This window comes from Arthrobacter sp. KBS0702, assembly GCF_005937985.2.
Taxonomy (GTDB): Bacteria; Actinomycetota; Actinomycetes; order Actinomycetales; family Micrococcaceae; genus Arthrobacter.
Window position 1 is genome coordinate 913,377 of the sequence record NZ_CP042172.1, and the last position, 19,395, is coordinate 932,771.

Annotated in this window: 21 protein-coding genes; 14 read left to right on the top strand and 7 right to left on the bottom strand. The window is 67.7% G+C overall.

Going from position 1 to position 19,395, the window contains the following annotated elements; translation table 11 throughout:
- Positions 1 to 22 precede the first annotated feature (22 nt).
- Entirely contained in the window at positions 23 to 526 is a 504-nt protein-coding gene (locus FFF93_RS04205; RefSeq protein WP_138770030.1) for a DUF2231 domain-containing protein, read from the top strand.
- Positions 527 to 540: 14 nt separating this feature from the next.
- On the opposite strand, the gene FFF93_RS04210 is transcribed toward FFF93_RS04205, so the two are convergent.
- A complete protein-coding gene (locus tag FFF93_RS04210; RefSeq protein ID WP_138770029.1) occupies positions 541 to 954 on the bottom strand; it encodes a class I SAM-dependent methyltransferase in 414 nt (137 codons plus the stop codon).
- Positions 955 to 1,006: 52 nt separating this feature from the next.
- Complete coding sequence (gene purU, locus FFF93_RS04215; protein ID WP_138770028.1) at positions 1,007 to 1,867, bottom strand: formyltetrahydrofolate deformylase; 861 nt, start codon at positions 1,865 to 1,867, stop codon at positions 1,007 to 1,009.
- A gap of 287 nt (positions 1,868 to 2,154) precedes the next feature.
- Between purU and glyA the strand changes: the two genes are divergently transcribed.
- The 11 genes from glyA (at position 2,155) to FFF93_RS04270 (ending at position 12,060) form a co-directional block, all read left to right on the top strand.
- Positions 2,155 to 3,456, top strand: a complete 1,302-nt coding sequence (glyA, locus tag FFF93_RS04220; RefSeq protein WP_138770027.1) for a serine hydroxymethyltransferase — start codon at positions 2,155 to 2,157, stop codon at positions 3,454 to 3,456.
- Positions 3,457 to 3,460: 4 nt separating this feature from the next.
- Positions 3,461 to 4,402 (top strand): bifunctional methylenetetrahydrofolate dehydrogenase/methenyltetrahydrofolate cyclohydrolase, encoded by a 942-nt coding sequence (locus FFF93_RS04225; protein WP_138770026.1) that lies wholly within the window; start codon positions 3,461 to 3,463, stop codon positions 4,400 to 4,402.
- A gap of 182 nt (positions 4,403 to 4,584) precedes the next feature.
- On the top strand, positions 4,585 to 5,535 hold the full coding sequence (locus tag FFF93_RS04230) for an ABC transporter ATP-binding protein (RefSeq protein ID WP_138770025.1): 951 nt from the start codon (positions 4,585 to 4,587) through the stop codon (positions 5,533 to 5,535).
- Complete coding sequence (locus FFF93_RS04235) at positions 5,528 to 6,379, top strand: ABC transporter permease (protein ID WP_138770024.1); 852 nt, start codon at positions 5,528 to 5,530, stop codon at positions 6,377 to 6,379. Before FFF93_RS04230 ends, FFF93_RS04235 begins: the two co-directional genes overlap by 8 nt.
- Positions 6,376 to 7,236: an ABC transporter permease gene (locus FFF93_RS04240; RefSeq protein ID WP_138770023.1), complete on the top strand. Its 861-nt coding sequence runs from the start codon at positions 6,376 to 6,378 to the stop codon at positions 7,234 to 7,236. Before FFF93_RS04235 ends, FFF93_RS04240 begins: the two co-directional genes overlap by 4 nt.
- A gap of 53 nt (positions 7,237 to 7,289) precedes the next feature.
- Positions 7,290 to 7,646 (top strand): VOC family protein, encoded by a 357-nt coding sequence (locus FFF93_RS04245; RefSeq protein WP_138770022.1) that lies wholly within the window; start codon positions 7,290 to 7,292, stop codon positions 7,644 to 7,646.
- A gap of 69 nt (positions 7,647 to 7,715) precedes the next feature.
- A complete protein-coding gene (locus tag FFF93_RS04250) occupies positions 7,716 to 8,288 on the top strand; it encodes a hypothetical protein (RefSeq protein ID WP_138770021.1) in 573 nt (190 codons plus the stop codon).
- Between the two features lie 10 nt (positions 8,289 to 8,298).
- Positions 8,299 to 9,132 (top strand): exodeoxyribonuclease III, encoded by an 834-nt coding sequence (locus FFF93_RS04255; RefSeq protein WP_138770020.1) that lies wholly within the window; start codon positions 8,299 to 8,301, stop codon positions 9,130 to 9,132.
- A gap of 16 nt (positions 9,133 to 9,148) precedes the next feature.
- Complete coding sequence (gene trpS, locus FFF93_RS04260; RefSeq protein ID WP_138770019.1) at positions 9,149 to 10,270, top strand: tryptophan--tRNA ligase; 1,122 nt, start codon at positions 9,149 to 9,151, stop codon at positions 10,268 to 10,270.
- A gap of 4 nt (positions 10,271 to 10,274) precedes the next feature.
- Positions 10,275 to 10,952, top strand: a complete 678-nt coding sequence (locus FFF93_RS04265) for a 2'-5' RNA ligase family protein (protein WP_138770018.1) — start codon at positions 10,275 to 10,277, stop codon at positions 10,950 to 10,952.
- The gene (locus FFF93_RS04270) at positions 10,897 to 12,060 is read left to right on the top strand and encodes a YihY/virulence factor BrkB family protein (protein WP_395858416.1); all 1,164 of its coding nucleotides are present in this window, start codon (positions 10,897 to 10,899) and stop codon (positions 12,058 to 12,060) included. The genes FFF93_RS04265 and FFF93_RS04270 overlap by 56 nt, the downstream gene beginning before the upstream one ends.
- On the opposite strand, the gene FFF93_RS04275 is transcribed toward FFF93_RS04270, so the two are convergent.
- The 5 genes from FFF93_RS04275 to sdhC all read right to left on the bottom strand — a co-directional run bounded on the left by FFF93_RS04275 (position 12,017) and on the right by sdhC (position 16,391).
- Positions 12,017 to 12,787 carry a S9 family peptidase gene (locus FFF93_RS04275; RefSeq protein ID WP_138770017.1) on the bottom strand — a complete coding sequence of 257 codons (771 nt, stop codon included), beginning with the start codon at positions 12,785 to 12,787 and terminating at the stop codon, positions 12,017 to 12,019. The two genes, FFF93_RS04270 and FFF93_RS04275, sit on opposite strands and share 44 nt — an antisense overlap.
- Before the next feature lie 96 nt (positions 12,788 to 12,883).
- Positions 12,884 to 13,666, bottom strand: coding sequence for a succinate dehydrogenase iron-sulfur subunit (locus tag FFF93_RS04280; RefSeq protein ID WP_138770016.1), 783 nt, complete (start codon positions 13,664 to 13,666; stop codon positions 12,884 to 12,886).
- A 1-nt stretch (position 13,667) separates the two neighbouring features.
- On the bottom strand, positions 13,668 to 15,467 hold the full coding sequence (gene sdhA / locus FFF93_RS04285) for a succinate dehydrogenase flavoprotein subunit (RefSeq protein WP_138770015.1): 1,800 nt from the start codon (positions 15,465 to 15,467) through the stop codon (positions 13,668 to 13,670).
- Between the two features lie 120 nt (positions 15,468 to 15,587).
- Positions 15,588 to 16,052, bottom strand: coding sequence for a succinate dehydrogenase hydrophobic membrane anchor subunit (locus tag FFF93_RS04290; protein WP_138770014.1), 465 nt, complete (start codon positions 16,050 to 16,052; stop codon positions 15,588 to 15,590).
- 3 nt (positions 16,053 to 16,055) lie between these two features.
- Positions 16,056 to 16,391 (bottom strand): succinate dehydrogenase, cytochrome b556 subunit, encoded by a 336-nt coding sequence (gene sdhC, locus FFF93_RS04295; protein WP_315851473.1) that lies wholly within the window; start codon positions 16,389 to 16,391, stop codon positions 16,056 to 16,058.
- 350 nt (positions 16,392 to 16,741) lie between these two features.
- Between sdhC and FFF93_RS04300 the strand changes: the two genes are divergently transcribed.
- Positions 16,742 to 17,899 carry a mannose-1-phosphate guanylyltransferase gene (locus tag FFF93_RS04300; RefSeq protein WP_395858417.1) on the top strand — a complete coding sequence of 386 codons (1,158 nt, stop codon included), beginning with the start codon at positions 16,742 to 16,744 and terminating at the stop codon, positions 17,897 to 17,899.
- Between the two features lie 146 nt (positions 17,900 to 18,045).
- The gene (locus tag FFF93_RS04305) at positions 18,046 to 19,245 is read left to right on the top strand and encodes an amidohydrolase (protein ID WP_138770012.1); all 1,200 of its coding nucleotides are present in this window, start codon (positions 18,046 to 18,048) and stop codon (positions 19,243 to 19,245) included.
- Positions 19,246 to 19,395: the final 150 nt, after the last annotated feature.

Consider the following 19,395-nt stretch of genomic DNA (forward strand, 5'->3'; position numbering starts at 1 on the left):
CGCATCCCCGGAGGTGGCCGCCATGTTCCTGCAGCTGATGAAACGCCTGGGTGAGGCCGACGCGCTCGACCCGGCCGTCCGGACCGCGGAGCCGCTGGCCGCCCGGCTGATTGCCAAGCCCCGGCTCCGGCGCTTCTTCCACGGCGACGCCACCGGCATTCCGCCGCACGTGATCCTCACCGACGTGCCCTTCGGGGCCTGGTTCATGGCTATGTTCCTGGACTTCTTCCCCGACGACGGCTCCCGCCGGGCAGCGCGCCGGTTGGTGGGACTCGGCGTCCTCGCCGCGGCGCCGACGGGACTCAGCGGCTGGGCCGAGTGGGCACGGGCCGATACGGCCACGCGGCGCATCGGCGTCGTGCATGCCGCCGCCAACCTGGCCGCGACGCTAATTTTCCTGGCCTCCTGGCGCGCCCGGCGCAAGGATCGCCACCGCCTGGGCGTGCGCCTGGCGCGGGCCGGCGCCGTCCTGCTGATCGTGGGCGGTTTCCTGGGCGGCTACATGCGCAGCGTCCGGCGTCCCTGACGGCTTACTGGGGCTCAGGCGGGGGAGCGGAGGACTGTGAAGCCGTGGCCCAGTTCGGGATGTCCGGGGTCGGGGAGGACGACGGCGATCGGTGCGTCTGGTTCCGCTACGCGCCGAAGTTCGCGGACGACGTCGTCCCATTCCCCGGGCGGCAGGCCGGCCAGCGCGTCCACCGCCCAGACGGCCGGAAAGGCGGCGTCCGCGAAGGGCAGCGCACGCCCGGCCGCCACCGAGGCCGAGAGCCCCCGGGCGCGGGCAGCGTGGATGTTCTCCTCGGAGGCGTCGACGCCGGTGAAGTGGATCCCGGCGCGGACAAAGAGGAGTCCGTCCGCTCCCTGTCCGCAGTCCAGGCCCAGCACCCCGCGCCGGCCCTCGGCCTTGAGCAGGTCCAGGAAGCCCGTCAGTTCATCCGTCGGCGTTGCGCCCATGGTCCCAGTCAAGGGCGGGCGGGCGTCCAAGGCAAGGGCCTGGCTGAACGCCTTAGCTGAAAACAACCGTCCGGTTGCCGTCCAGCAGTACCCGGTGTTCGGCGTGCCACTGCACGGCCTGGGCGAGGGTGCGCCCCTCGACGTCGCGGCCCATCTGGACGAACTGCTCGGCGGTGCGCCGGTGGTCCACCCGGATGACTTCCTGTTCGATGATCGGGCCCTCGTCCAGGGCAGCGGTGACGTAGTGTGCCGTGGCGCCGATGAGTTTCACGCCGCGGGCATGGGCCTGGTGGTACGGCTTGGCGCCCTTGAAGGAGGGCAGGAAGGAGTGGTGGATGTTGATCGCCTTGCCGGTGAGCTCCGTGCACAGCTCGTCGGAGAGGATCTGCATGTACCGCGCCAGGACCGTGAGCTCGATGTCGTGCTCGGCCATGAGCTTGCGCAGGGCGTCTTCGGCTTCGACCTTGGTGTCCTTGGTGACCGGGATGTGGTGGAACGGGATGCCGTAGAACTCGGCCAGGCCGGCCAGGTCCCGGTGGTTGGAGACGATCGCCGGGATCTCGATCGGCAGGGTGCCGGAGCGCTGCAGGAACAACAGGTCGTTGAGGCAGTGGGCGGAGGTGCTCGCCATCAGCAGCGTGCGGACCTTCCGGCCGGCCGGGTTGAGGCTCCACTGCATGCCGAAAGCCTGGGCCACGGGCTCCAGTGCGGCGTGCAGCTCGGCCGGCGGGGCCGCCGTCGTGGCCTCGACCCGCATAAAGAAGGTTCCGGTGCCCTGGCTGCCGTATTGCTGGGAGTCCGTAATATTGCAGCCCGCCACCAGGAGGGCGCCGGCCACAGCGTGGACGATTCCGGGCCGGTCGGGGCAGGAGAGGGTCAGGATATAGGCGGCAGTCAGCTGGTCGTCAGTCACGAAAGACAGCCTACCCGCGGCTGGGATAGTCTGGACGTGTCGCAACTGGCGTTGGGTGGCTTACCACCAGGGAGCGGCACGCACGCAGACCACGGATCGTACGCCTGGGCCGAGGGTCATGTTTTTCCGGTTGGCAGCCTCCGCTGCCGGCCCGCCGATGGGACCCCTCGAGGGTGCCCTGCCCGCAGAACGGCCCCGTTTTTGGGGCCGTAATTTTGCGGCACCGCAGCGGGCCAGCCGGTAACCTGACCTTAAAGCAGTGACCGTTGCCAAGCCAGGAGTTCTTCGTGACTACTTCCCTTCGCCTTTCCTCAGCAGCCGTGAGCAACCAGCCGCTTGCTGAGCTCGACCCCGAAATCGCCGCCGTCCTGGCCCAGGAACTCGGCCGCCAGCGCGGCACCCTGGAGATGATCGCCTCCGAGAACTTTGCGCCGCGCGCCGTCATGGAGGCACAGGGCTCCGTCCTCACCAACAAGTACGCCGAGGGCTACCCGGGCCGCCGCTACTACGGCGGCTGCGAGTACGTCGATATCGCGGAGCAGCTCGCGATCGACCGGGTCAAGGAGCTCTTTGGCGCAGAGTTCGCCAACGTCCAGCCGCACTCCGGCGCGCAGGCCAACGCCGCCGCGTTGTCCGCCATGATCACCCCCGGGGACAAGATCCTGGGCCTCTCGCTGGCCCACGGCGGCCACCTGACCCACGGCATGAAGCTGAACTTCTCCGGCAAGCTCTACGAGGTCGCCGCCTACCAGGTCGAGGAAGGCAGCTTCCGGGTCGACATGGACAAGCTGCGGGCGCAGGCGCTCGCCGAAAAGCCGCAGGTCATCATCGCCGGCTGGTCCGCGTACCCGCGCCACCTCGACTTCGAGGCCTTCCGCTCGATCGCGGATGAGGTCGGCGCGCTGCTCTGGACCGACATGGCGCACTTCGCCGGCCTCGTGGCCGCCGGGCTGCACCCGAGCCCGGTCCCGTACTCCGACGTCGTCACCTCCACGGTGCACAAGACCCTGGCCGGCCCCCGCTCCGGCGTGATCCTGGCCAAGCAGGAGTGGGCCAAGAAGATCAACTCCAACGTTTTCCCCGGCCAGCAGGGCGGCCCGCTGATGCATGTGATCGCGGCCAAGGCCGTGGCCTTCAAGATCGCCGGCACGGAGGAATTCAAGGAACGCCAGGAACGCGTCCTGGAAGGCGCCCGGATCATCGCGGACCGGCTGAACCAGTCGGACCTTTCCGACGCCGGCGTCTCCGTCCTCACCGGGGGCACCGACGTGCACCTGGTCCTGGTGGACCTGCGCAACTCCCAGTTGGACGGACAGCAGGCCGAGGACCTCCTGCACTCGGTGGGCATCACGGTCAACCGCAACGCCGTGCCCTTCGACCCGCGCCCGCCGATGGTCACCTCCGGACTGCGCATCGGCACCCCGGCCCTGGCCACCCGCGGCTTCGGCGCCAAGGAATTCACCGAGGTGGCCGAGATCATCGCCACCGCCCTGAAGGCAGGCTCCGCGACCGACGTCGAGGCCCTCCAGGCCCGCGTGGACAAGCTCGCCGAGGACTTCCCGCTGTACCCGCAGCACGAGCAGTGGTGATTCGATGACCGCCACCAACTCCCCAACTACGGAATCCGCTCCGGGCCGGGCGCAGAGCGCCCGCATCCTGGACGGCAAGGCCACCGCAGCTGAGATCAAGGCCGAACTGACCGAGCGCGTCGCGGCGCTCAAGGCCAAGGGGATCGTCCCGGGCCTGGGCACCATCCTGGTCGGCTCCGACCCGGGCAGCACCTGGTACGTCGGCGGCAAGCACAAGGACTGCGCCGAGGTGGGCATCACCTCGATCCGCCGCGACCTGCCGGAAGAGACCACCCAGGAGGAACTGCTGGCGGTGGTCCGGGAGCTTAACGAGAACCCGGAGTGCACCGGCTACATCGTCCAGCTCCCGCTTCCGGCGCACATCGACCAGGACGTCATCCTGGAGGCCATGGATCCGGACAAGGACGCGGACGGCCTGCACCCGATGAACCTCGGCCGGCTGGTGGCGAACGTCAGCGGCCCCATGACGTCCCCGCTGCCCTGCACGCCCAAGGGCTGCGTGGAGCTGCTGACCCGGCACGGTATCAGCCTCAACGGCAAGCGCGTCCTGGTGGTGGGCCGCGGCGTCACGATCGGCCGCCCGGTGGGCCTGCTGCTGACCCGCAAGGACGTCAACGCCACCGTCATCCTGGCCCACACCGGCACCGTGGACCTGCCCGCCGAACTCCGGCAGGCCGACGTCGTGATCGCCGCGGCCGGCCAGCCGCACATGATCAAGGCGGCGGATCTCAAGCCCGGCGCTATCGTGCTCGACGTCGGCGTCAGCCGCGTCGACGACGGCTCCGGCAAAGCCGTGGTCACCGGCGACGTGGAGCCGGCTGCGGCCGACGTCGCAGCCTGGCTCTCGCCGAACCCCGGGGGAGTAGGGCCGATGACCCGCGCCATGCTGCTGGCCAACGTGGTGGAAACCGCCGAACGCCACCTGGAAAGTGCAGCCGCCGCCTAGGGCCACGGGTGCGAAATCCGGCGCCAGGGGCGCCCCTCCTCAGGGAGCGGGCGCCCCTGCGCGGTTAAGCAACATCACGAATTGGCAAACGTCTGGATATTTTTACGAAGAGACTCTTTCATAGTTTGCCGGGATGGACTACCGTGTTCCGGGTGTCTGAACTTGTCTCGAAAGAAGCTCCCGTGAGCAGCCCCGCCGAAAACGGCGAACCTCAGTACGTCATCACCGCCGAAAACCTCACCAAAAGCTACGGCGACGTCACCGCCGTCGACGGCATTTCCTTCCGCGTGCCCGCCGGCGAAGCCTTCGGACTGCTCGGCCCCAACGGGGCCGGCAAGTCCACCACCATGAAAATGATCGGCGGGGTCGCACAGCGCACCTCCGGCAGCCTGAGCATCATGGGCCTGGACCCGGAGCAGCACGGTCCGGAAGTCCGCGCGCACCTTGGCGTGGTGCCGCAGCAGGACAACCTGGACGAGGAGCTGAAGGTCCGCGACAACCTGCTGGTCTACGGCCGCTACTTCGGCCTGCCGATGAGCTACCTCAAGCCCAAGGCCGACGAGTTGCTGGAATTCGCGCAGCTGACGGACAAGGCCAAGTCCAAGGTGGACGCGCTCTCCGGCGGCATGAAGCGCCGCCTCACGATCGCCCGCTCCCTCATCAACGAGCCCCGGATCCTGCTCCTGGACGAACCCACCACCGGGCTGGACCCGCAGGCCCGGCACATCCTCTGGGACCGGCTGTTCCGGCTCAAGGAGCAGGGCGTCACCCTCATCCTCACCACCCACTACATGGACGAGGCCGAGCAGCTCTGCGACCGCCTGATCGTGGTGGACAAGGGCAAGATCATGGCCGAGGGTTCCCCTGCGAGCCTGATCCGTGACTACTCCACCCGCGAGGTCCTCGAGCTGCGCTTCGGCTCCGAGCGGAACGCCACCGTCGCCGCCGAGCTCGAGGGCATCGGCGAACGGATCGAAACCCTGCCGGACCGCGTCCTCATCTACGCCCACGACGGCGAGGCCGCCCTGGAGCAGGTCTCCGCCCGGGGGCTGCGCCCGGTCACCTCCCTGGTGCGCCGTTCCTCGCTGGAGGACGTCTTCCTGCGCCTGACCGGACGGAGCCTCGTTGACTAGCCCGGAGACGGCGGCGGCCCCGGCCCTGCGCGCGCATTCACCGGCCGTCTCGGCGGACCGGGCCCGGCGCTGGGGTGCCTTCTATTACGCTGAGCAGGTCCTGCGGGTGATGAAGGGCTACGGCTGGACCATCGTGATGTACGGCGTCGGCCAGCCGGTCGCCTACCTCTTCGCGATGGGCGTGGGCCTGGCCACCCTGGTGGACACCAACTCCACCACGGTGTTCGGCGGCGTCAGCTACCTGACGTTTATCGCCCCCGCACTGCTGATCTCCGCCGCCGTCATGACCGCTGCGAACGAGTTCACCTTCCCGGTCATGGACGGCTTCAAGTGGCGCCGGGTCTACTACGGGCCGCACGCCTCGCCGCTGACACCGGAACAGATCGCCGCCGGGCAGATCCTCGCCGTCACGATCCGGTTTGTGCTGCAGTCCGCGATCTACTTCGGCGTCGTGGCCTTGTTCGGGGCGTCCCCGGGGGCCTGGGGCTGGGTCTCCATCCTGGTGGCCACCCTGGCGGGGCTGTCCTTCGGCCTGCCGTTGATGGCCTACGCGGCCACGGTCACCACCGACAAGGGCCAGTTCGCGATGGTGATGCGCTTCATCGTGATGCCGCTGTTCCTGTTCTCCGGCACCTTCTTCCCGCTGGACACGCTGCCGCTTGCGGTCCGCTGGATCGGCTGGATCTCACCGATCTGGCACGGCACCGAGCTGGGCCGCGTCTTCAGCTACGGCTACGAGGAAGCGCCGCTGCTCACCGTGGTCCACGTCGTCTTCCTGGTCGGCCTCGCCGTCGCTGGCTGGGTCCTGACCAGGCGCCTGTTCGCCAAAAGGATGGCATCATGAGCGTGCTCGCCGGACCCTACGATTCGGGAAACCAGGCCGCCGGCCACAGCGTCACCGAGGCCGCCCGCAACCGCCACTTCGGCCCGCTCTACTCACGCAACGTGCGCGCCGTCGTCGCCCGCGGACTGATGGCCACCAAGAGCAGCAACTGGATGGTGATGGTCTCGGGCTTCTTCGAACCCGTGCTCTACCTCATCTCGATGGGCGTGGGCCTGGGCGCGATCGTCGGGTCCGTCCAGGGCCCGGGCGGCCAGGAGATCAGCTATGCAGCGTACATTGCGCCGGCGCTGCTGGCCGTGTCCGCGATGAACGGCGCGGTCTACGACTCCACCTGGAACGTCTTCTTCAAGATGAACTTCGCCAAGCTGTACCAGGGCATGCTCTATACCTCCCTGGGGCCGATCGACGTCGCGATGGGCGAAATCTTCCTCGCCCTGCTCCGCGGCGCCATGTACGCCACCGGCTTCACCGCCGTCATGGGTGTGATGGGTCTGATCAGCACGCCCTGGGCGGTCCTGATGATCCCGGCCTCGGTGCTCATCGCCTTCGGGTTCGCGAGCTTCGGCATGGGCATCACCAGCTTCATGAAGACGTTCCAGCAGATGGACTGGATCAACTTCGTGATGCTGCCGATGTTCCTGTTCAGCGCGACCTTCTACCCGTTGAGCGTCTACCCGGAGCCCATCCGGTTGCTGATCCAGGCGATGCCGCTGTGGCACGGGGTGGAACTGTTGCGCCAGATCAGTGTGGGCGTGTTCACCTCCGCCACCGCGGTGCACATCGGCTACTACCTCGTCATGATCGTCCTCGGCGTGGCGCTCACCACCGGACGGCTCCGCCGGCTGTTCCTGAAATGACATGCGTGGGCTGACCCGGACCGCCTGATCCACCTGCAGCTAAGGAGAATCCCATGATCGGACGATGGCACGCCCTGGTCATTGACTGTGAGCAGCCGGACGTGTCCGCGACGTTCTACCAGCAGCTGCTCGGCATGATCCGGGTCCAGGAGAACGCGGACTGGATTAGCATCGGCGACGCCGCCGACCGTCCCGCCCTGGCCTTCCAGCGGGTCGAGCGGCTGGTCCGGCCGCAGTGGCCGGACGCCGACCACCCGCAGCAGATGCACGTCGACGTCATGGTGCCGGACCTGGACGCCGCCGAGGAGCAGGTACTGAAGCTCGGGGCCACGAACCTGGCCGCCGGCGGCACGGCCTTCCGGGTCTACGCCGATCCCAGCGGCCACCCGTTCTGCCTCGTGCGCTCCTGAGGATGCCCGCGCCGTTCGCCGGGGGTGGAAGCGGGACCCGGTGCCCGGGCGGTTTGCGATAATAGGCACATGCGATCCCTGGGCAACCCCACTTCCAATCCGTCCGCGTTCAATGCCGCCACCGGAAAGTTCTCGATGTTCCGCATCGGCGGACTCGGAATGACGGTCTTTATCATCGCCTTCCTGGTGGCCGTCATTTTCGCGGCGAACCAGAACGACGTCGTGGGCTGGGTCGTCGCCGTCATCGCCGCCTGCTGGCTCGCGCTGGCAGCCTTCGTGGTGTTCAGCATCCAGCGGGCCGCCAAAAAGGCCGGGGCCAAGCTCAACGAGGCGCAGAACGCGTTTAACTCAGCGGTGGGCCGCGCGCCGTCGTCAGGCAGCAGGGACCACGGCGGCACGCGCCTCGTTGGCGACCGCCGCGAAGCCGACGACATCCGCGACATGAAACTGGACCACTCGTTCAAAATCGTGCAGGTGCAGGTCCGTGTGGTGGAGCAGGAACGTGCCAAGGGCGCGGCCTCGGACCAGGACACCATCCGGCGCGCGCTGGAAACCATCGAGATCACGGCCACCAATGCACGGGACATGATCAAGACCGCCGGCGGTTCCGACGAGCCGGTCAGCGGAACCATCATCGACTAGAGTGGAGCGGGTGAGCTCGGCATTGAAGAAGGACCACCTTCGCATCGCATCGGTAAACGTCAACGGCCTCCGCGCCGCCTACAAAAAGGGCATGGCGGAATGGCTGGCGCCGCGGGACGTGGACATTCTCTGCCTGCAGGAGGTCCGCGCGCCTGACGCGATCGTCCGGGAACTGCTCGGCGAAGGCTGGCACATCCTGCACGCCGAAGCCGAAGCCAAGGGCCGCGCCGGTGTCGCCATCGCCTCCCGCACCGAACCCGTCGCCACCCGGAACGGCATCGGCGACGACTACTTCGCCACCGCCGGCCGCTGGGTCGAGGCCGACTACATCGTCCGCGACGCCGCGGGCGAGGCGTCGCAGCTGACCGTGGCCAGCGCCTACGTCCACTCCGGGGAGGCCGGCACGCCGAAGCAGGACGACAAGTTCCGCTTCCTGGACGTGATGGTGGACCGCCTGCCGGAACTGGCCAAGCACAGTGACCACGCCCTGGTGGTGGGCGACCTCAACGTCGGCCACACCGAGCTGGATATCAAGAACTGGAAGGGCAACGTCAAACGTGCCGGCTTCCTGCCCGAGGAGCGGGCCTACTTTGACCGCTTCTTCGGCGAGGAAATCGGCTGGAAGGATGTTCACAGGGGCCTGGCGGGTAACGTCGACGGCCCCTACACTTGGTGGTCGCAGAGGGGACAGGCCTTCGACAACGACACCGGCTGGCGCATTGACTACCACATGGCCACGCCCGCCCTCGCCGCCGCGGCGGTGTCAGCCGTTGTTGACCGGGCGCCGTCCTGGGACACCCGCTTCTCCGACCATGCCCCGCTGGTAGTGGACTACCGGCTCTAGTTTTAAGGTTCCCCTGATGACCTCTCCTTCCACCGCGTCGACCGTGGCCGACGCCGACGCCGACGCCGCCCCCGACGCCGCCCTCTCGACCGCCGGCCGGGCGCCTGCCGTTGCCGGCACCCGACACCGCATCCTCTCGGGCATGCAGCCGTCCGCGGACTCCCTGCACCTCGGAAACTACCTGGGCGCCCTGGTGAACTGGGTCCGGATGCAGGACGAATACGACGCCGTGTTCTTTATCCCGGACCTGCACGCCATCACGGTGCCGCAGGACCCCGCCGAGCTGGCCCACCGCACCCGCGTCACCGCCGCGCAGTACATTGCCGGCGGCGTCGACGTGAACAAGTGCACGCTGTTCGTCCAGTCCCAGGTTCCCGAGCACGCCCAGCTGGCCTGGGTGCTCAACTGCATCACCGGCTTCGGCGAGGCCTCCCGGATGACCCAGTTCAAGGACAAAGCCCTGAAGCAGGGGTCGGAGCAGGCCAGCGTCGGGCTGTTCACCTACCCCATCCTGCAGGCCGCGGACATCCTGCTGTACCAGCCGCACGGTGTTCCGGTCGGCGAGGATCAGCGCCAGCACGTGGAGCTGAGCCGCGATCTTGCGCAGCGCTTCAACTCCCGCTTCGGCGAGACGTTCACGGTGCCGCAGCCCTTCATCCAGAAGGAGTCGGCCAAGATCTACGACCTGCAGAACCCGACGGCGAAGATGTCGAAGTCCGCCGAGTCACCGGCCGGCCTGATCAACCTGCTCGACGAGCCCAAGCTGATCGCCAAGCGGATCAAGTCCGCCGTCACGGACGCGGAAACCGAAATCCGCTTCGACCGCGAGAACAAGCCGGGCGTCTCCAACCTGCTGACGATCTACTCGGCCATCACCGGCCAGAGCGTTGACCAGCTCGTCGCGGCGTACGAGGGCAAGATGTACGGCCACCTCAAGGTGGACCTGGCCGAGGCCGTGACGGCCCACCTGTCGCCGATCCGGGACCGCGCCAACGAGCTGCTCGCCGACCCGGCGGAGCTCGACCGGCTGCTGGCCGTGGGGGCGGACAAGGCCCGGGAGATCGCCTCGGTGACGCTCCGGGAGGTCTACGCCAAGGTTGGCTTCCTGCCCTACGCCGGAACACGGGGAGTCCACTAGCGCAATGTCCTCCGCCAGCAAAGTCACCGCCAGCGACACCGGACGCGCCGCCCACCACAGCGGACGCAAGGGTTCAGCCGCCGCACCCCATCAGGGCCCGGCGTCTGGCACTGGGCAGACCCCGGACGAAGGCATCAGCATCGGCGTCATCCTGGGCTTCCCGCCGGAGATCGCCGAGGAACTGCAGCGCTGGCGTGCCTCCTTCGGCGATCCGATGGCGGCGACAGTGCCGGCGCATATCACGCTCGTGACCACCACCATGACGCAGGACTGGGAGGCCACCCGCAGCCACGTCCGTGAGGTGGCCCGCCAGCAGGCGCCGTTCACCGTGACGATTGCGGGCACCGGGACCTTCCGGCCGGTCTCGCCGGTGGTGTTCCTGAACGTCGAGGCCGGCTTCGGCGAATGCGTCAGCCTGCACCGCCAGCTGCAGTCCGGCCCGCTGGAGCGCGAGCTCCCCTTCGCCTACCACCCGCACGTGACCGTGGCCCACGACGTGGCCCCGGAGAGCCTCGACGAGGCCGAAACGGTGCTCAAGGATTACAGGGCCAGCTTCCCGGTGGCTAGCATGGGACTTTACGAGCACGACGACAACGGCATCTGGCAGCTACGGGAAGAGCTTGACTTTGGCACCGAATCTGACGACCACCGAGACCCGGCCGGCCCAGCAGGCGCACGCTGATCCTCCCCTTCCCACCGAGCTGGCACGTCTGCGGCTCGAAGTGATCCGGAAACGGGTCGACTGGAGCAAGGCGAGCCGCGCCTCCGGCGGGGGCCTGGCCGCGCCGCTGGCGATGGTCCAATGGCAGCTGGCCCGGCTCAACGCCTTCCGGCCGATGCGCGCTTTCCAGCATTACAACCTGCAGCACGGCCCGCTGATGAGCGCCGGCATCGGCTTCAACATGTTCTTCTCCATCACCGGTCTGCTGGCCACCGGCTTCTCAGTGGCCGGCCTGCTGCTGAGCGGCCAGCCCGCCCTGCTGGAGCGGGTGGTGGGCAGCGTCGCCTCGAGCGCCCCGGGCCTGCTCAAGGTCGACGGCCGGGAGGGGCTGGTGGACCCGCAGGACCTGCTGAACCCCAACGGGCTGGGGTGGACGGCCGTGATTGCCGCCGTCGTGACCGTGGTGACGTCGCTGGGCTGGATTGCGGGCCTGCGCGACGGCCTGCGCGGGGTTCTGCGGCTCGGGCCGCTGAAGATGAATCCGATCCTGCTCAAACTGCACGACGTCGGGACCCTGCTGCTGCTCGGCGTCGCGCTGGTGATCAGTGCCGGCGCCTCGCTGGTGTTCGGCACCGCCGCCGGCTGGGTCGCCGAACAGCTTAAGCTGGACCCGCTGGTGGCCGGCCCGCTGACCACGTCCATCAAGATCGCCGTGCCGCTGGTGCTGGGCTGGGCGACCGCGCTGATCATGTTCCGGCTGGCCGCCGGGCTGAAACTGCAGCGCCGGGCCCTCCTGGAAGGAACCATCCTCGCCGCCGTGGGGACCAGCGTGCTGCAGATTTTCAGCGCCGAGCTGCTCGCCAGCGCCGGCCGGAACCCGATCCTCGCGCCGTTCGCGATCATCATCGGGCTGCTCATCTGGTTCAACCTGGTCAGCCAGGTCTACCTCGTCTCGGCGGCGTGGTCGGCCATCCGCGAGGAGGACGTGAAATCAGCGCCGTTGGCGAAGACTAACGGCTGGGGCGCCCGCCAGGTGCAGCCGGGGAAGACTCCGACCGAGCCCCGGGCGGTCCGCCGCCCGTCAGCTAGTTTCCGGCGTCGAGGTACTGATCGGCCCACGCTGAAATAATCTTCGCCGCGCGGGCGGCCTGGCCCTTGCCTGTCAGCAGGTGGTCGGAGCCCTCCAGCGAGACGAAGCTGCGCGGGTGCCGCGCGGTCTGGAAGATGCTGCTGGCGTTCTCGATGCCGACCGTGTTGTCGGTGGGGGAGTGCAGCACCATCAGCGGCTTGTGCAGTTGCCGGATGCAGTCGGTCAGGTCCGCGTTTTCCAGGTCCTCCACGAAGTGCCGCCTGATCTCCACCCGTTTGCCACCCAGGTCCACCTCGGCGCTGCCCTCGCTCAGAATCCGGTCCAGCGCCGCGTCAAAGACGTGGGCCACGTGCTTGGGCGAGAACGGGGCACCGACGGTAGCGACGGCGTCGAGCTCCGGGATCTCCCGTGCGGCCGCCAGCACCGCGGCACCGCCGAAGGAGTGCCCCACCAGCAGTGAGACGGGCCGGCCGGATTCGCGCATGAACTCTGCGGCCTTCACGGTATCCGCCACCTTGTGGCTGAAAGAACCCTCCGACCAGAGCCCGGCGGACTCGCCAAGGCCCAGGTTGTCGAACCGCAGCATGCCCACACCGTTGTCCGCCAGCGCCTTGCACATCCGCGAGGCCGAGGGGCTGTCCTTGCCCAGCGTGAAGCCGTGCGAGAACACGCCCCAGCCTTTCACCGGTCCCTCGGGGAGGTCGACGACGCCGGAGAGCAGCTCGCCGGTGGAACCTTCGAAGGAGACTTTCTCGGAGCGGGACACAGGAACCTTTCGGTCATAGGGGCTTACGACGACGGCGCCCCCACCGGGAAGGTGGGAGGCGCCGTCGTCGTGTGGAGCTGGTGGTGAAAAGGGAAGCTAGATCTTGCGGGCCAGGATGGCCTGCTTGACCTCGGCGATGGCCTGCGTGACCTGGATGCCGCGGGGGCAGGCCTCGGTGCAGTTGAAGGTGGTGCGGCAGCGCCACACACCTTCCTTGTCATTGAGGATCTCCAGGCGCATGTCGCCGGCGTCATCACGGGAATCGAAGATGAAGCGGTGCGCGTTGACGATCGCCGCCGGGCCGAAGTACTGGCCGTCGGTCCAGAACACCGGGCAGGACGAGGTGCACGCGGCGCAGAGGATGCACTTGGTGGTGTCGTCGAACCGCTCGCGGTCCTCGGCGGACTGCAGACGTTCCTTGGTGGGCTCGTGGCCGCGGTTGATCAGGAAGGGCATGACTTCGCGGAAGGACTGGAAGAACGGTTCCATGTCCACGATCAGGTCCTTCTCCACCGGCAGGCCCTTGATCGGCTCGACCGTGATGGGCTTGGACGTGTCCAGGTCCTTGAGCAGGGTCTTGCAGGCCAGGCGGTTGCGGCCGTTGATGCGCATGGCATCGGAGCCGCAGACGCCGTGGGCGCAGGACCGGCGGAAGGAGACGCTGCCGTCAATCTCCCACTTGACCTTGTGCAGTGCGTCCAGGACGCGGTCCGTTCCGTACATGGTGACGTGGAAGTCGTCCCAGGTGGACTCGTCGGAGACCTCCGGGTTGTAGCGGCGCACGCGCAGGTGGACGTCGAAGGACGGGATGTCCCCGCCGCCGCCGACGCCGGCGGGCAGTTCGATCTTGGAGGCTGGCTCAGCGAGTTCAGCGGTCATCTTAGTACTTCCTCACCATCGGCTCGTAGCGCGTAAAGACCACCGGTTTGGTGGCAAGCCGGATGCCGGCAATCGACTCGGCGGAACCGTCCGCCGGTGCGTGGTCATCCTTGTACGCCATGGAGTGCTTCATGAATTTTTCGTCGTCGCGCTCGGGGAAGTCCTCGCGGAAGTGTCCGCCGCGGGATTCCTCGCGGTGCAGGGCAGCCACAGTCATGACCTTGGCCAGTTCCAGCAGGAAGCCGAGTTCCACGGCCTCGAGCAGGTCCAGGTTGAAGCGCTTGCCCTTGTCCTGGACGCTGATGCGCTGGTACCGCTCCTCGAAGGACGCAATGTCCTTCAGGACCTGGTTCAGCGTCTCGGCGGTGCGGAACACCTGCATGTTGGCGTCCATGGTGTCCTGCAGTTCCTTGCGGATCTGGGCCACCTTCTCGGTGCCGTCCGAGGTGCGGACGTGCTCCAGCAGGTTCAGCGTGTACGCCTCGGGATCGGCGGGAAGTTCGACGAAGTCCGCGGTCTTGGCGTATTCCGCGGCGGCGATGCCGGCGCGCTTGCCGAAGACGTTGATGTCCAGCAGCGAGTTGGTGCCCAGGCGGTTGGAACCGTGCACCGAGACGCAGGCGACCTCACCGGCGGCGTAGAGGCCGGGGACAACGGTGTCGTTGTCCTGCAGGACCTCGGCGCTGATGTTGGTGGGGATACCGCCCATGGCGTAGTGCGCCGTCGGGAAGACCGGAACCGGCTCCGTGTACGGCTCCACACCGAGGTAGGTGCGGGCGAACTCGGTGATGTCCGGCAGCTTGGCGTCGATGTGCGCCGGCTCGAGGTGGGTCAGGTCCAGCAGGACGTAGTCCTTGTTCGGGCCGCAGCCGCGGCCTTCACGGACCTCGTTGGCCATGGAGCGGGCCACGATGTCACGCGGGGCGAGGTCCTTGATGGTGGGGGCGTAGCGCTCCATAAAGCGCTCACCCTCGGAGTTGCGCAGGATCGCGCCTTCGCCGCGGGCAGCCTCGGAGAGCAGGATGCCCAGGCCGGCGAGACCGGTCGGGTGGAACTGGAAGAACTCCATGTCTTCCAACGGGATGCCGCGGCGGAACGCGATGCCCATGCCGTCGCCGGTCAGGGTGTGGGCGTTGGAGGTGGTCTTGAAGACCTTGCCGGCGCCGCCGGAGGCGAAAACCACGGACTTGGCCTGGAAAACGTGCAGCTCGCCGGAGGCGAGGTCGTAGGAGACGACGCCGGCCACGCGCTTCTGCTTGTACGGGGTGCCGTCCTCGCGGACCGCGTCTTCCTCGACGGTCAGCAGGTCGAGCACGTAGTACTCGTTGTAGAACTCAACGTTGTGCTTGACGCAGTTTTGGTACAGGGTCTGCAGGATCATGTGGCCGGTGCGGTCCGCGGCGTAGCAGGCGCGGCGGACCGGAGCCTTGCCGTGGTCGCGGGTGTGCCCGCCGAAGCGGCGCTGGTCGATCCGGCCCTCGGGCGTGCGGTTGAACGGCAGGCCCATCTTTTCCAGGTCCAGGACGGCGTCGATCGCTTCCTTCGCCATGACCTCGGCGGCGTCCTGGTCCACCAGGTAGTCGCCGCCCTTGATGGTGTCGAAGGTGTGCCACTCCCAGTTGTCTTCCTCGACGTTGGCCAGGGCTGCACACATGCCGCCCTGCGCCGCGCCGGTGTGGGAGCGCGTGGGATAAAGCTTGGTCAGTACTGCTGTTCGCGCACGCTGACCGGATTCGATCGCGGCGCGCATGCCAGCGCCACCGGCACCGACAATGACGACGTCGTACTTATGGACCTGCATACCAGATGCTCTTTCTCTCAAAATTCGCTGTAAAACACCGCCGGCGGAGCCTGCGCAGTGAAGTCTCCTGATCCTTGTTCCGCAAAGCAGGCAAGGACCAGCGCCCGAAGGCAGGGGCCGCTACGGGGCGGGGCAGAACCCGCCGGGCAGCTGCACGCCGTCAACCACTGGGCACGGGTTGAAGGTGAAGATCACCAGGGTGCCGAGGATGATGATGGCCGCGGCGGCCGCGTAGAGCACGATCTTCAGCCAAAGGCGCGTCGCGTCCTTTTCGGCGTAGTCGTTGATGATGGTGCGCACGCCGTTGGTGCCGTGCAGCATGGCGAGCCACAGCATGGCCAGGTCCCAGACCTGCCAGAACGGGTCGGCCCACTTGCCGGCGACGAAGCCGAAGTCGATGGCGTGGATGCCTTCGCCCACCAGCAGGTTGACGGTCAGGTGGCCGAAGATGAGGACCACGAGGACGACGCCGGAAAGCCGCATGAACAGCCATGCCAGCATCTCGAAGTTGCCCTTGGAGGAGCCGTTGCGGCGGTACTGCGGTGCAATCCGGCCGCTGCGGGGACTCTGAATGGTTGCAGTCATGGTTTAGTGACCTCCGAAGGCGAGGGACAGGTGGCGGATGGAGAAGCCGACCATGACGACGACCCAGAGGGCCAGGACCGTCCACAGCATCTGGCGCTGGTACTTCGCGCCCTTCTTCCAGAAGTCGACGGCGATGATCCGCAGGCCGTTGAAGGCGTGGAACACGATCGCTGCGACAAGGCCCGTTTCACCCAGGGCCATAAGGGGGTTCTTGTAGGCACCGATCACGGCGGTGTAGGCCTCGGGGGACACACGCACCAATGAGGTGTCCAGCACGTGGACCAACAAGAAGAAAAAGATCACTACACCGGTAACGCGGTGTCCAACCCAGGACCACATGCCTTCACGGCCGCGGTACAAGGTGCCAGCTGGTTTTGTCGGCACTGAATAAACCTCCCTGCAACACAGCGGCGCTGGCATGGGATCCACGCGGGGGGAACGCCTGCTGCGAGAGCACTCGTAAGCTCAAGCCTAAATCTAGGCTTCGCTCTCAGCTTATTCAATTCAGCGGATCGATGGTGACGGCGCCCGGCGCGGTTTTCAACCACTTTTGAGACGAACGCCACATTTGCTGGCGCCGGTGGCGGATCGGTGCGCGGGTGCCGTCAGCGTCCTGCCCGCGGGCCCCGTGCGCGTCGCCACACTCGTGCCCCGGGGCGTCTGGGCGGCGTTCCGCTAAAGTAGCCGTGATGACTACAGACAATATGACCAGCCACGGCTCACCCGAGGGCGATGCAGCGGACTCCCCGCTGGACCGCTTTATCGCGGTGATTCCTGCCGGCGGAGTCGGCACCCGGCTCTGGCCGCTGTCCCGGGCCGCTGCCCCGAAGTTCCTGCACGACCTCACCGGGTCCGGCAGCACCCTGCTGCGCGCCACCTATGACCGGCTGGAACCCCTCGCCGGCAGCCGCGTGTTGGTCGTCACCGGAACCGCACACCGCGAGGCCGTGTGCCGCCAGCTGCCCGAGGTGTCCGAGGCGGACCTGGTCCTGGAGAGCGAGCCCAAGGATTCCGGGGCGGCCATCGGGCTCGCCGCCGCCATCCTGTACGAGCGCGACCCGGACACCATCATGGGGTCCTTCGCCGCGGACCAGGTCATCAGCCCTGACGAACTGTTCCAGGACGCCGTCCGCGAGGCGATCCACACCGCGGCCGCCGGCAAGATCGTGACGATCGGCATCAAGCCCACCCACCCCTCCACCGGGTTCGGCTACATCCGCGCCGGCGACAAGCTGAGTGTGGCAGGTGCCCCGAGCGCCCACACGGTCGTCGAGTTCGTCGAGAAGCCCAGCGAGGAAGTCGCCCAGCAGTACCTGGACAGCGGCGAGTACGTCTGGAACGCCGGCATGTTCGTCGCGCCGGTCTCGCTTATGCTCAAGCACCTGGAAGCCAACCAGCCGGAGCTGTTCGCGGGCCTGCAGGAAATCGCCAAGGCCTGGGACACCCCGCTGCGCGACGAGGTCACCTCCCGCGTCTGGCCCACGCTGCCCAAGATCGCCATCGACTACGCGGTCGCCGAGCCGGCCGCCGCGGCCGGGGACGTCGCCGTCGTGCCCGGCACCTTCCGCTGGGACGACGTCGGAGACTTCGCCTCCGTGGGCCGCCTCAACAGCGCCAAGGAAGTCGACGACGTCACCGTGATCGGCGCGGGCGCCCGCGTCTTCACCGAAAACGCCAGCGGTGTGGTGGTCACCGACACCAAGCGCGTGATCGCACTGATCGGCATCAAAGACGTCGTGATCGTGGATACCCCGGATGCGCTGCTCGTCACCACAAAGGCGAACTCCCAGCGGGTCAAGGCCGCGGTGGACGCGCTCAAGGCCAGCGGCGACACGGACGTGCTCTAGTCCCCTCCTGCTCTAGTCCCCCTCCGGGGGGCTGGCGTCGGCGCCGGGGCGCTAGCCGTACTGAGCCGCGACCGCGGCGCTGTCCGGGAACCGTAACGCGCCGTCGGCGATGCCGCTATTTTTTGGACTCTCGCTACAGTGATTGTGTGCGCAATTACACTACTGAAGCTGAGCCAACCACCCTGGTGGGGCCGTGGCTGGAGCCACTCCTGCCGGAGCTGACCGCCTTCCGCCGCGACCTGCATGCGCACCCGGAGCTTTCTTTCAAGGAGTTCCGCACCACCGACCAGCTCGCCAAGCGGCTCGAGGCTGCCGGGCTCAAGCCCCGCCGGCTCGAGGGCACCGGGCTGACGGTCGACGTCGGCGAGGGCCCGATTGCGACGGCGTTGCGCGGCGACATTGACGCGCTGCCCATTATCGAAGAGACCGGGCTGCCGTTCGCGTCCAAGAACCACGGGGTGACGCATGCGTGCGGCCACGACGTCCACACCACCACGATGCTGGGCATCGCCCTGGTCCTGCAGCAGATGCATGAGTCGTCGCCGCTGGGCGGCACGGTGCGCATCATTTTCCAGCCGGCCGAGGAGACCATGCCCGGCGGCGCGCACGCGTGCATCGAACAAGGCGTGCTGGAGGGGGTGCCCAGGATCCTGGCGCTGCACTGCGACCCCCGGATCGAAGTGGGCAAGATCGGCACCCGGATCGGCGCCATCACCTCGGCGTCGGACACCATCAAGATTGAACTGACCGGCCGGGGCGGCCACACGTCGCGTCCGCACCTGACCGAGGAACTGGTCTTTGCGCTGGCCCAGATCGCCATCAATGTCCCGGCCGTGCTGTCCCGCCGTGTCGACGTCCGCAGCGGCGTCTCCGTGGTGTGGGGACACATTTCGGCCGGCTCGGCCCCGAACGCCATCCCGGCGAGCGGCTACATGGCCGGCACCATGCGCTGCCTGGACCGCGAGGCCTGGCACAGCGCGGGGGAGATCCTCGACGAGGTGGTGCAGCAGATCGCGGCGCCCTACGGCGTCGACGTCCACCTGGAACACACCCGCGGCGTTCCGCCGGTGGTGAACTCCGAACACGAAACCGCGCTGATCGAGGCCGCCGCGCGTGCCGAGATCGGCGAGAGCTCGGTGGTGCTGACCCCGCAGTCGATGGGCGGCGAGGACTTCGCCTGGTTCCTGGCCGACCTGCCCGGGGCAATGATGCGGCTGGGCACGAAGACCCCCGGCGGCGAAGAATACGACCTGCACCGCGGCGACTACATCCTGGACGAGCGCGCCCTGGGCCTCGGCATCCGGGTGCTCACCGCCGCCGCGCTCCGCACCCTCCGAGACCTCTAGGCCCTCCGGCGCGAACGTACACTTCGCGCCCCTCCACCCCGCGCGAACGTACACTTGAGGCCCGAAATCCCCGCGATTTCGGGCCTCAAGTGTACGTTCGCGCTCTGGCTTCGGACGAATGAATTGTGCACAACTGAATTGTGGGCTACT

Bases quoted from the DNA above. Each gene is read 5' to 3' on its own strand.
- FFF93_RS04245 (WP_138770022.1), top strand. From the start codon at position 7,290: ATGATCGGACGATGGCACGCCCTGGTCATTGACTGTGAGCAGCCGGAC.
- FFF93_RS04280 (WP_138770016.1), bottom strand. From the start codon at position 13,666: ATGACCGCTGAACTCGCTGAGCCAGCCTCCAAGATCGAACTGCCCGCC.
- trpS (WP_138770019.1), top strand. From the start codon at position 9,149: ATGACCTCTCCTTCCACCGCGTCGACCGTGGCCGACGCCGACGCCGAC.
- sdhC (WP_315851473.1), bottom strand. From the start codon at position 16,391: ATGTGGTCCTGGGTTGGACACCGCGTTACCGGTGTAGTGATCTTTTTC.
- FFF93_RS04265 (WP_138770018.1), top strand. From the start codon at position 10,275: ATGTCCTCCGCCAGCAAAGTCACCGCCAGCGACACCGGACGCGCCGCC.
- FFF93_RS04225 (WP_138770026.1), top strand. From the start codon at position 3,461: ATGACCGCCACCAACTCCCCAACTACGGAATCCGCTCCGGGCCGGGCG.
- FFF93_RS04240 (WP_138770023.1), top strand. From the start codon at position 6,376: ATGAGCGTGCTCGCCGGACCCTACGATTCGGGAAACCAGGCCGCCGGC.
- sdhA (WP_138770015.1), bottom strand. From the start codon at position 15,467: ATGCAGGTCCATAAGTACGACGTCGTCATTGTCGGTGCCGGTGGCGCT.
- FFF93_RS04210 (WP_138770029.1), bottom strand. From the start codon at position 954: ATGGGCGCAACGCCGACGGATGAACTGACGGGCTTCCTGGACCTGCTC.
- FFF93_RS04205 (WP_138770030.1), top strand. From the start codon at position 23: ATGTTCCTGCAGCTGATGAAACGCCTGGGTGAGGCCGACGCGCTCGAC.
- FFF93_RS04290 (WP_138770014.1), bottom strand. From the start codon at position 16,052: ATGACTGCAACCATTCAGAGTCCCCGCAGCGGCCGGATTGCACCGCAG.
- FFF93_RS04300 (WP_395858417.1), top strand. From the start codon at position 16,742: ATGACTACAGACAATATGACCAGCCACGGCTCACCCGAGGGCGATGCA.
- FFF93_RS04250 (WP_138770021.1), top strand. From the start codon at position 7,716: ATGCGATCCCTGGGCAACCCCACTTCCAATCCGTCCGCGTTCAATGCC.